At 74.4% G+C, this 11,343-nt stretch carries 9 protein-coding genes; 3 read left to right on the top strand and 6 right to left on the bottom strand.

Going from position 1 to position 11,343, the window contains the following annotated elements:
* The coding region (locus CRP51_RS28470; protein WP_141514586.1) for a hypothetical protein at window positions 1–227 on the bottom strand (227 nt) is incomplete at its 3' end.
* 292 nt (window positions 228–519) lie between these two features.
* Between CRP51_RS28470 and CRP51_RS12025 the strand changes: the two genes are divergently transcribed.
* Window positions 520–1,200 carry a sensor domain-containing protein gene (locus tag CRP51_RS12025; protein ID WP_097231090.1) on the top strand — a complete coding sequence of 227 codons (681 nt, stop codon included), beginning with the start codon at window positions 520–522 and terminating at the stop codon, window positions 1,198–1,200.
* Between the two features lie 142 nt (window positions 1,201–1,342).
* On the opposite strand, the gene CRP51_RS12020 is transcribed toward CRP51_RS12025, so the two are convergent.
* The 5 genes from CRP51_RS12020 to CRP51_RS12000 all read right to left on the bottom strand — a co-directional run bounded on the left by CRP51_RS12020 (window position 1,343) and on the right by CRP51_RS12000 (window position 6,273).
* Window positions 1,343–1,723: a VOC family protein gene (locus tag CRP51_RS12020; RefSeq protein WP_097231089.1), complete on the bottom strand. Its 381-nt coding sequence runs from the start codon at window positions 1,721–1,723 to the stop codon at window positions 1,343–1,345.
* 46 nt (window positions 1,724–1,769) lie between these two features.
* Window positions 1,770–3,737 (bottom strand): hypothetical protein, encoded by a 1,968-nt coding sequence (locus CRP51_RS12015; RefSeq protein WP_097231088.1) that lies wholly within the window; start codon window positions 3,735–3,737, stop codon window positions 1,770–1,772.
* A 76-nt stretch (window positions 3,738–3,813) separates the two neighbouring features.
* Window positions 3,814–4,449, bottom strand: a complete 636-nt coding sequence (locus tag CRP51_RS12010) for an MBL fold metallo-hydrolase (RefSeq protein WP_097231087.1) — start codon at window positions 4,447–4,449, stop codon at window positions 3,814–3,816.
* Complete coding sequence (locus CRP51_RS12005) at window positions 4,446–5,531, bottom strand: S-(hydroxymethyl)mycothiol dehydrogenase (protein ID WP_097231086.1); 1,086 nt, start codon at window positions 5,529–5,531, stop codon at window positions 4,446–4,448. Before CRP51_RS12005 ends, CRP51_RS12010 begins: the two co-directional genes overlap by 4 nt.
* Before the next feature lie 223 nt (window positions 5,532–5,754).
* Window positions 5,755–6,273, bottom strand: coding sequence for a hypothetical protein (locus CRP51_RS12000; RefSeq protein WP_097231085.1), 519 nt, complete (start codon window positions 6,271–6,273; stop codon window positions 5,755–5,757).
* Window positions 6,274–6,481: 208 nt separating this feature from the next.
* Here CRP51_RS12000 and CRP51_RS11995 point away from each other — a divergent pair, with 208 nt between their 5' ends.
* Together CRP51_RS11995 and CRP51_RS11990 are read left to right on the top strand one after the other, a co-directional pair.
* Window positions 6,482–6,910 (top strand): pyridoxamine 5'-phosphate oxidase family protein, encoded by a 429-nt coding sequence (locus CRP51_RS11995; RefSeq protein ID WP_097231084.1) that lies wholly within the window; start codon window positions 6,482–6,484, stop codon window positions 6,908–6,910.
* A 459-nt stretch (window positions 6,911–7,369) separates the two neighbouring features.
* On the top strand, window positions 7,370–11,329 hold the full coding sequence (locus CRP51_RS11990; RefSeq protein WP_097231083.1) for a non-ribosomal peptide synthetase: 3,960 nt from the start codon (window positions 7,370–7,372) through the stop codon (window positions 11,327–11,329).
* Window positions 11,330–11,343: the final 14 nt, after the last annotated feature.

Below are 11,343 nucleotides of genomic sequence, written 5' to 3'. Positions count from 1 at the left end.
ACCCCCTCCTCCTGCGCGACCGCCACCAGCCCCCGGTCCAACGCCTCCAACCGCGGACCCGACCGCTCCGCGACACCCGACCCCGCGCCGGCACCGGCCTCCTCGGCCACCGCACCCGGCGCCCCACCACCCCACAACCCGACCGACAACAGACCGGCCGTCAGCAGCGCGACCCCGGAGCGGCGTCTGCCGGGGCGGGTGGGGGATTCGGCTCGTCGAGGTCTCATGCGCGGCTCCCCCTGGCGGAGTTGAGTCGATTCATTTTTGAAGAGTGGTCTCGCTGGTCGCTGGGCACGATGGGGTGAGTCGTTTCAATGAACGGGTCGACCGAGACGGTCGCCGTGACGCTATGAGGGCGCTCGTCGCCAGTCAAGGGTCAGGACACGGTGGGTCTGGCGACCGTGCCGGGGGGTGGTGCGAGGTACACCTCGACCGGGTGGGTGGCCGGGCTGACCGTGAACGGTCGAGTCGGAAGGATGGTGGTCAACAACGAACACGACCGGAGAAGGCGGAGACGAGATGGCCACCGACACGCTGGGGCGGACGACCTTGGACGAGGGGCGCAACGGAATCCCCGCCGCGCGCCGGGACGCCCCCGCCGAGGGGAGGGTCGCCGCGCTGCTCAAGGCGCCGTGGCGCGGGCTCGGCATCGCGTTGGCGATCGTCTTCGTCTCGGTACCGCTGTTCGCGCTGACACTGGTCTCGATCGGTCTGATCCCGATCGGCATCGGTCTCTACACCACACCGGTGCTCATGACCTGGATGCGGGACTTCGCCGACTGGCGCAAGTCGCTGGTGGCCGAGTGGGCCGGCCTCCCGGTGCCGGAGCCGCGGCGCGCCCAGTGGGCCGAGGACGCCGGCGCCCCCCGCAGGACCATGGTGCTGATGGCCGACCCGGCGAGCTGGCGGCAGCTGTGGTGGCTGCTGGTCGACACGACCGCCGGCCTGACCGTCGCGCTGCTGCCGTTCGCCATGATCGCCCAGGCCGGCTACGGCTATGTGCTGGCGGCGGGTGTCTGGGAGTCGATCAACGACGCGGGCGGCAGCAACTGGTACGGCTTCATCAAGATCGAGGACCAGGACGCCGCCAACCAGGCCGCGCTGCTGGGCTCCGGCCTGCTGGTGGTCGCGATCCTGATCGCCGGCGTCGTCCTGCGCGGCAACCTCCGCCTCACCCGGCTGCTGATCGGCCGCTCCTGACCCGGGCGGGTCCCTCCCCGCCCCCACCCGACCCCCGAGCCCCGGCGCCAACCCCCAGCGCGCCGGGGCTCGGGCGCGCGCCGGGCGCGCGCCGGCGGGGCGAACCCTCGCCAACCCGCCCGGTCAGGCGTCCGCCGCGCGCTCAGGCGTCCGCCGCCCGTTCCGAGGTGCTGCGCAGGACGCAGAACTCGTTGCCCTCGGGGTCGGCGAGGACCGCCCAGCCGGTGCCGTCGGGGGCGCGGTGGTCGCTGACGAGGGTGGCGCCGAGGCCCAGGATGCGGTCGATCTCCTGCTCGCGGGTGGTCTCGGGGCGCAGGCAGAGGTGGACGCGGTTCTTGGCGGTCTTGGGCTCGGGGACCTGGTTGAAGTGCAGGACCGGTCCCTCGGCGAGCAGGACCTGGGTCTCCTCGTCGCCCGGCCGGTCGTCGGGGTGTGGCGGGCGGCCGGTCACCGCGCTCCAGAAGCGGGCCAGTTCGTAGGCGTCCGCACAGTCGATCGCGATGTTCTGCACGAGGGAAACCATGCGCGACAGCCTTACGGAAGCGCCGCCCGAGCGCCAGCGGTCGCGCTCACCTGCCGGCGGGGCGGGCGAGGGCCCGGTCGAGGGCCTCGCCGAGGGGGCGGTCGCGGAGCGGGCCGGTGGCGAAGTGGTGCCAGGCGGCGGGCCGCGCGGCGAGCGCCTCGGTGACGAGGGAGAGCACGGTGGGGAGCGCGCCGGCCTCGTCCGGCGGCGGCGGGGGCGCGGCGAGGGCGAGGTGGGCGGGGAGGGCGCGCAACGTCGCCCGGGTGCGGTGGGGGCTGACCGTCACGGCCTCCGTCCAGGCGCCCGCGGCGCCGGGGTGGGGGCCGAGCAGCGTGCGGAGTTGGCCGGTGAGCCGGTGCAACGCGTCGGCGGGCGCGCTGTGCCGGGCGAGCAACGAGTCGAACGCGGGGCCGAGCGGGTAGCCGCGCACCGCGTGGGCCAGCAGCAGCCGTTCCAGCGTTCCGTCGGTGGCGCCCGGCCCCGCCAGGGCGTCGAGGACGGCGGCGGGTTGCCAACTCAGCTCGTCCAGGGGCGCGTCGGCCGGCCTCTCGCGCCGGTCGAGGCCGAGCGCGCGCCGGGTCGCGTGCAGCGCGCGGTCGAACGCCGGGTCCTCGGCCGCCGGGTAGGCGCCCCGGCGACGGCGTCGGTGGGCGCGGCCCTCGCGGGCGTCGGCGAGGAGGGCCCCGGCGCGCTCGGCGAGCGCGGGGCGCTGGTCGGCGGGCAGCAGCCGCGCCAACTCTGCCAGCCACGCGAGCTGCCCCGGCTGGCAGACGGGGAAGCCGGGCCGCGGCCGCCAGAGCGCCAACGCGGCGAGGGCGGCCTCGGCGTACCGTGCGCGCAGCGCGGCCCTGGTCTCCGGCGGGCTGCGCCAGGGCAGTCGGTGGTCGGTGTCCGGCTCCAGCAGGGGGCGCCAGCGTTCGGCGAGGGCGCGGGCGATCCAGTCGGTCGCCGCCGCCAGGCCGCGCTCCGGGGTGGCGCCGAACGTGCCGAGGTAGGCCGACGGCAGCCGGCGGTCCGGCTCGGGGAGCGCGGCCAGTTCCTCGGCGACGCGGGCGGCGGCCTCCTCCGGGGCGTGGCCCTCGACGCGCAGCCGGCAGACGCGGCTGGTCAGGGCGGCGCCCGCGAAGCGGGCCAGGTCGGCCTCTGCCAGCTCGACCAGCAGCGCGGCCGGGAGCGCGTGCGGAAGGGTGCCGAGGAGGAGTTCGGCGACGACGGCCCTGGTCTGCTCGCCCGTCTGCTCGCGCGCCTGCTCGCCCGCCCGCTCGCCCGTCCGCCCGCTCGCCTGTCCGCCTGCCGGCGCGTCGGCGTCGCGGGACAGCAGTGCCCAGAGGGCGGTGACGCGGTCGGCGTGGGTGGTGAGGACCTCGCGCCAGAGCGCGCGCCAGGCGCTGAGCGCCGCCCCGTGCGCCGCCACCCAGGCGTTCAGTTCCTGGCCCTCGGTGAGTTGTGCGGGCGGCCCGGGGAGCAGGGCGACGGCGGCGGCGAGCACCTCCGGCGCCAGGTCCGGGGAGCGCAGCACCAGCCGGGCGGCGTCGGGTCGTTCGACCGCCTCGGGAGTGACGGGCGCGGGGGCGGGAACGCGCCGGCGCAGTTCGGCGACCACGGCGGCGCGCGAGGCGGGGTGCGCGCCGGCGTGCGCGAGTGCGCCCAACCGTTCGTCCGCGCGGCGGGCGGCGACGGCGGCGTGCCACTCCTCGGGGCAGTCGGGATGGGCGAGCGCCGCCAGCACCGGGGCGTCCGTCTCGGCCCCCACGGCGGCGGCGAGCAGCCCCTCGGGGGCGGAGCCGGCGTGCGGACCGGTGAGCAACGCGGCCAGCAGCGCGTCGCGTTCCGGCCCGGCCGGCAGCGTCCCGGCCCGGTCGACCGCGAGTACGGTCACCGGCGAGTCGGGTGCGGCACCGTCCAGGGCCCGCGCGAGAAAGGCGGCCGGCAGCCGCACCCCGGGCTCGGCCCCCGCCGAGCTCCCCGCCGAGCTCCCCGCCGCGTTCCCCGTCGCGCCTCCGGCCGCCGGCATCCGCGCTCCCCCCGCTCGAAGCCTCTTTCGGGGCGGGGCCCTCGCCCCGCCCCGAACACCCTAGAGGGACCGCGACTCAGTGGCCCCTCGCGATCCACTCGGGCAGGTGCGGCGCCTCCTGGCCGATGGTGGTGGTGTCGCCGTGGCCGGTGCGGACCACCGTGCCCAGCGGCAGGGTGAGCAGCCGGTCCCTGATCGAGTCGACGATGGTCGGGAAGTCGGAGAACGAGCGCCCGGTGGCGCCGGGACCGCCCTGGAAGAGCGTGTCCCCCGTGAACACCGTCTCCAGCGCCGGCGCGTGCAGACAGATCGCGCCCGGCGCGTGCCCCGGCGTGTGCAGCACGGTCAGCTCCACCGAGCCCACGGAGAGCCGCTGCCCGTCGGCCAGTTCGCCGTCGGGATCGCGCTCGGGGTGGGTGAGCTTCCACAGCGGAAGGTCGGCGGGGTGGAGCAGGATCGGCGCGCCGGTGCGCGCGGCCAGCTCGGGCGCGGCGTTGACGTGGTCGTTGTGCCCGTGGGTGGCGACGATCGCCCGCACCGCGCGGTCGCCGACGGCCTCGGCGATGGCCGCCGCGTCGTGGGCGGCGTCGACGACCAGCACCTCGCTGTCGTCGCCGACCAGCCAGACGTTGTTGTCGACCTCCCAACTGCCGCCGTCCAACTCGAAGACGCCGGAGGTCACCACGCGCTCGACCCGGGTGCCGGTGCTCACAGGACCACCACCGAACGCAGCACGTCGCCCTCGTGCATCCGGTCGAAAGCCTGCTCGACCTGGTCGAGAGCGATCGTCTCGGTGACGAACGCGTCCAGGTCCAGTCGGCCCTGCCGATAGAGGTCGATCAGCATCGGAAAGTCCCGGGACGGCAGACAGTCCCCGTACCAGGAGGACTTCAGCGCGCCGCCCCGCCCGAAGACGTCGAGCAGCGGCAGGTCGATCCGCATCTCCGGGGTCGGCACCCCGACGAGGACCACCGTGCCCGCCAGGTCGCGGGCGTAGAAGGCCTGTTCGTAGGTCTCCGGCCGGCCGACCGCCTCGATCACCACGTCGGCGCCGAAGCCGCCGGTCAGCTCGCGGATCGCGGCCACCGGGTCGTTCTCCCCCGAGCGCACCGTGTGGGTGGCACCGAGCCCCTCGGCGATGCTCAGCTTCCGGTCGTCGATGTCCACCGCGATGACCTTCGCGGCGCCGGCCAGCCTGGCGCCCATGATCGCCGCGCCGCCGACCCCGCCGCAGCCGATCACGGCGACGCTGTCGCCCCGGCCGACCTGGCCCGTGTTGATGGCCGCGCCGATGCCGGCCATCACGCCGCAGCCCAGCAGGCCGGCGGCGGCCGGCGACGCCTCGGGGTCGACCTTGGTGCACTGTCCGGAGGCCACGAGAGTCAGCTCGGCGAAGGCGCCGATGCCCAGCGCCGGGCTGAGCGGGGTCCCGTCGGTGAGCGTCATGGGCTGCTTCGCGTTGTGGGTGGCAAAGCAGTACTGCGGGCGGCCCCGCAGACAGGCGCGGCACTGGCCGCACACCGCGCGCCAGTTGAGCACCACGAAGTCGCCCGGCTCGACCTCGGTGACGCCCTCGCCGACCGACTCGACGACGCCGGCCGCCTCGTGTCCGAGCAGGAACGGGAACTCGTCGTTGATGCCGCCCTGGCGGTAGTGCAGGTCGGTGTGGCACACCCCGCAGGTGCGGACCCGGACCAGCGCCTCGCCGGGCCCGGGGTCGGGGACCAGGATGGTCTCCACGCGCACCGGCTCGTTCTTGCCGGGTGCGATCACACCGCGTACCTCATGTGCCATTTCGGACGCCTCCGGGTCGCTTTGTCGATCACGAGGCAGCCATTGTGCGGCACGGCCGCCGCCAGCGGAAACCCCGCGCGTGGGGTGCGCTCGGCGGGCCGGGTGAACGCGCGACGGGCCGACGCGTGGCGGGCGTGCGGTGGCGGCTGAACGGGCGGCGGGCGTGCGGTGGCGGCTGAACGGGCGGCGGGCGTGCGGTGGCGGCTGTACGCGTGGCGCGCGTTCAGCGGCGCGCGGGCGTGCGGCGACGGCGGGCCGGGGAGAGGCGGGCGAGGGTCCAGGCCGTCACCAGGCCGTAGGCCGCGTGCGGGAGGAGGTCGCTGAGCCAGTCGCCGGCCGACCAGCGGCGGGGATCGCTGATGCCCAACGCCGCCATCGGCGCGTTGGAGCCGACGAGCGCGCCGGTGGTGGCCAGCGCGGCGGCGACGGCCGTGTGGCGGGGGCGGACCAGGCCCAGGGCGGCGCCGACGCCCACGCCGGTGGCCAGGCCGAGCAGCGGGCCGAGGCCCGCGACCCGGTTCTCCCGGGTCGCGCCCTCTCCCGGCACGGGCACGCCCGTCACCTCGGAGAGCCGTTCCACGCTCTCGGTCGGCGTGTCGCTGGCGCCGCGCCCGCGCACCACCATGTCGAGGTAGCTGACGGCGTTGAGCGCGCTGGTGCCCGCCGCCCCGGCGGCGGCGCCGGCGAGCGGTCCGGCGGCGGGGAAGTGGCCCCGGCGGGCCTTTCGTCCGGTTTGTCTCACGGGTCGAGAGTACGGCGACCGAGGGAGACGCGCAGCGCGAACGCCGCGCGCCGTGCCCCGTTGTCAGTGCCGGGTGCGAGGGTGGCAGCGCGCGGGCTCCCCGCGGGCCGGCGGCGTCCCTCACGTCCACGGGGGGTGTGGAGGCCGCCGCCGGCGCCTCCCGGACCTCCCGCGCGACCGAGTACCGAGGACCGAGAGGAACGACGAGATGGCACTGACCACAGAAGAGCGCGAGAGTTTTCTCGCCGAGCCCCACATCGGCGCGTTCTCCGTGGCGCCGGGCACCCCGGAGCGCGCGCCGCTGACCGTCCCCATCTGGTACCAGTACACGCCGGGCGGCGAGCTGTGGGTACTGACGGGGAAGGACTCGCGCAAGCACCGACTGGCCGTCGAGGCGGGCCGGTTCGCCATCATGGCGGAGCGGTTGGAGCCGACCGTTCGCTATGTCTCCGTCGAGGGGCCGGTCACCTCGGTCAGCGAGGGCGGGGAGTCCGAGCTGCGGGAGATGGCCACGCGCTATCTGCCGCCCGACAAGGTGGACGGCTACGTGAAGTACGCGTACGCCGAGCAGGGCCAGCACGTGGTGATCCGGCTGCGCCCCGAGCGCTGGCTGAGCGCGGACCTCGGCACGATCTGACCTCCCCGCCGGGCGACCGCGCCGCGGGGGCCGGCACGGCTCCCCGCGCCCCGGTTCGTGGTGGGAGCGGTCGGTCAGGCGCGGGTCCGCGTGCGGTCGGTGACGGCCTGAGGGGCGCGGGGAACGGCGCGGTGCATGAGGGGCGGGGCGCGGTCGACAGCGGTGCCGGTCCGTCCGGGCGGGGTGTCGTCCACGCCCCACGTCCGGCGCTCCACCACCCCCGTCGCGGCACGCCAGGCGAGCGCCGGGGGCCATGCAGCTTGATGCAAGGCAGCTTGTTCACTCTCCTTAGCCGCTGGCAGATTGGCCGGCAGAGTCAATGGGGGTCACTAAGGGAAACGCCGTAACCCACCGCCGGAAAACGCCACACAGAGCGGCTAGCGGGTAACGCTTTACCCGGTTTTCCCAGAACCGTTGGCAGAGGTAGTTCCCGGCTATCTGCTTGAGGTGGAAGAACGAATGCCCGTCGGACAGGGGATACCGCTCACGGCCGCCCAGGCGGGAATCTGGTTCGCCCAGCAACTCGACCCGGGAAACCCGATCTACAACGCGGCCGAATACCTGGAGATCCGCGGTTCCGTCGACGCCGACGTGCTGCGCGAGGCGCTGCGTCGACTGGTCGGCGAGGCCGAGGCGCTCCAGGTGCGGATCGTCTCCGACGGCGACGAGCTGTACCAGGTCCTCGACCCCGACCGCCCCTGGGAGCTGGACGTCGTCGACCTCAGCTTCGAGGTGGACCCGGACGCCGCCGCGCAGCGTTGGATGCGGGAGGTCATGGTCGAGCCGGTCGACCCGACCGTCGACCCGCTGTTCCGTTTCGCCCTGCTGCGGGTCGGCACCTACCGCCACTACTGGTTCTACCGCTATCACCACGTGACGGTCGACGGATTCGCCGTCGCGATGCTCGCCAAGCGGGCCGCCGAGATCTACACCGCGCTGCTCGAAGGGGAGCCGGTCGGTGAGAGCCCGTTCGGCCCGCTGGCGGAGCTGGTGAAGGCCGACGAGGAATACCGCGCGGACCGGCGTTTCGCCGCCGACCGTGAATTCTGGGCCGACCGGCTGGCCGGCAGCGCCGACGTCGTGAGCCTGTCGGACCGCAAGCCGACGCTGGCGCACGCCCTGGTGCGGCGCTCGGAGTTCCTGCCCGACGACCGGCTGAACGCGCTGCGCGACACCGCCCGCGACGTCGGCGTGACCTGGCCGGCGATCATGATGACCGCCGCCGCGCTCTACCTCCAGCGGACCACGGGCGTCTCCGAGGTCACCCTCGGCCTGCCGGTGAGCGCCAGGACCGGCCGCTCCGCGCGCGCGATCCCCGGCATGGTCTCCAACGTGATCCCGCTGCGGCTGACGCTGGACCCGGCCAGGACGCTCGCCGAGACGCTGCACGCGGTCTCCGCCGAGATGCGGGCCGCCGTCAAGCACCAGCGCTACCGCTACGAGGATCTGCGGCGCGACCGGGGGCTGCTGGCCGGCGACGAGCGGCTGGTGGGCCCCGAGGTCAACATCATGATGTTCGACTACGACCTGCGGTTCGGCGAGACGCCCGCCATCGTCAACAACCTCTCCATCGGCCCCTCCGACGACCTGGCGATGATCTTCTACGGCCGCCCCGACGGCCGCGGCCTCCAGATCGACTTCGACGCCAACCCGGAGCTCTACCGGGGCGAGGAGATCGCCGCCCACCAGAACCGCTTCCTCGGCTTCCTCGACCAGCTCTCGCAGGCCGACCCCGAGCTGCCCGTCGGCCGCGTCGACCTGCTGCCGCGTTCCGAACGGCGGCTGGTGGTCGAGCGGTTCAACGAGACGGAGACGGCCCACCACGCGCCCGAGGCGACGCTGACGCAGCTGCTGGCCGAGCAGGCCAAGCGCACCCCGGCCGCCGTCGCCGTCCGCTACGAGACCACGAGGCTCAGCTACGCCAGCCTGCACGTCCAGGCCAACCGCCTGGCCCACCTGCTGCGTTCCCGCGGCGCCGGGCCCGAGACGCTGGTGGCGCTGGCCGTGCCGCGCTCCGTCGACCTGGTGGTGGCGCTGCTCGCGGTGCTGAAGACCGGCGCCGCCTATCTGCCGGTCGACCCCAACTACCCGGTGGACCGCATCGCGATGATGCTCCAGGACGCCGGCCCCACCGTGCTGCTGACCACCACCGAGACCGAGGTCGGCCTGCCCGACGAGCTGCCCGTGCCCCGGCTGGTGATCGACTCGGTGAAGACCCGCTACCAGGTCACGGGCCGCCCCGGCAGCGCGCCGCCCGACCAGCTGACCGGGCCCGACCACCCGGCGTACGTCATCTACACCTCGGGCTCCACCGGCCGCCCCAAGGGCGTGATGGTGCCGCACCGCGGCGTGGTCAACCGCCTGCTGTGGATGCAGGACCGGTACGGACTGACCGAGGATGACCGGGTGTTGCAGAAGACGCCGGCCAGCTTCGACGTCTCCGTCTGGGAGTTCTTCTGGCCGCTGATCACCGGCGCCACGCTGGTGCTGGCCAGGCCGGAGGGGCACAAGGACCCGGTCTACCTCAGCCAGTTGATCAGGGACGCCGGGATCACCACCGCGCACTTCGTGCCGTCGATGCTGAGCGCGTTCCTCCAGGAGCCGGCGGCGGCCGACAGCGTCGGACTGCGCCGCGTGATGTGCAGCGGCGAGGCGCTGCCCGAGGAGTCGCAGCGCCGCTTCCTGAAGCTGCTGCCCGACACCGAGCTGCACAACCTCTACGGCCCGACCGAGGCGTCCATCGACGTCACCTCCTGGCAGTGCTCCGACGCGGCCGGGCCCGTGCCGATCGGCCGCCCGGTGTGGAACACCAGGACCTACGTGCTGGACTCGGCGCTCCGCCCCTCCGCGCCCGGCACCCCGGGCGAGCTGTATCTGGCCGGCGTCCAGCTGGCGCGCGGCTATCTCGGCCGGGAGGGGCTGACCGCGGAGCGGTTCGTCGCCGACCCGTACGGCCCGCCGGGCTCGCGGATGTACCGCACCGGCGACCTGGCGCGCTGGGAGCCGGACGGGGCGCTGCGCTACCTGGGCCGGACGGACGACCAGGTGAAGATCCGGGGCTTCCGCATCGAGTTGGGCGAGATCGAGACGGCGCTGGCGCAGCACGAGGAGGTCGCCGAGACCGCCGTGCTGGCCCGCCGCGACCGGCCGGACGACGTGCGGCTGACGGCCTATGTGGTGCCGGCGCCCGGCACCGGGCCGAGCGTCGACGACCTGCGGCTGCACCTGGCGGGCCGGCTGCCCGAGCACATGGTGCCGGCCGCGTTCGTGCTGCTCGACGCGCTGCCGGTGACCCCCAACGGCAAGCTGGACCGCAGGGCGCTGCCCGCGCCCGACCTGGCGTCGGCCGCCTCCGACCGGGGCCCGCGCACCCCGCGCGACGAGATCCTCTGCGGGCTCTTCGCCGAGGTGCTGGAGCTGCCGAGGGTCGGCGTCGACGACAACTTCTTCCATCTGGGCGGCCACTCGCTGCTCGCCAACCGGCTGATCAGCCAGGTGCGGAACGTCTTCGGCGCCGAGCTGACCATCCGCAGCATCTTCGAGGCGCCCACCCCGGCGCTGCTGGGCGCGCGGCTGGAGGACGGCGGTGCCGGCAGCGACAGCCCGTTGGACGTGCTGCTGCCGCTGCGCCCGCACGGCGAACGTCCCGCGCTCTTCTGCGTGCACCCGGCCGGCGGGCTGAGCTGGTGCTACGCCGGGCTGATCAAGCATGTCGACCCGGAGACCCCGGTCTTCGGCCTCCAGGCGCGCGGCCTCGACGGCGCCGACGAGGAGCTGCCCGGCAACTTCACGGAGATGGCCGCCGACTACGTCGAGCAGATCCGCAAGGTGCAGCCGACCGGCCCCTACCACCTGCTGGGTTACTCCTCGGGCGGCATCGCGGCGCAGGTGATCGCGGCGCATCTGGAGAGCGTCGGCGAGGAGGTGGGCCTGGTCACCATCCTGGACACCTACCCGGGCCAGCCCATCGCGGAGTTGGGCGAGCAGGAGATCCTCGCCGACCTGCTGCGCTGGGTCGGCTACGACCGCAGGTACCTGGGCGACGAGCCGCTGCGCTACGAGCAGGTGATGGCGATCCTGCGGCGGCTCGGCAGCTCGATGGCCAGCCTGGAGCAGCGCCACATCGAGAACATCGGCCGGGTCTACGCCAACGGCCGCCATCTGGTGAACAACTTCGCGCCGCCCGTCTTCGGCGGCGACGTCGTGGTGGTCGTCGCCTCGCTGGACAAGGTGGACGTCTCGCCGACGCCCGAGAGCTGGCGCCCCTTCGTGGACGGCCGGATCACCACCCACACCCTCGAACGCAACCACAACGACCTGATGAAGCCAGGGGCCATGGCCGAGATCGGCCGGATAGTCGCCGACGAGCTGCGGAAGCTGGACGCCCGCGCGCCCGCGCTTCCGCACGGCGCCCGATGACGCGGCGCCCGATG

The organism is Streptomyces zhaozhouensis (genome assembly GCF_900230195.1).
Classification (GTDB): Bacteria; Actinomycetota; Actinomycetes; order Streptomycetales; family Streptomycetaceae; genus Streptomyces; species Streptomyces zhaozhouensis.
This window is presented reverse-complemented; position numbering and strand designations above follow the sequence as displayed.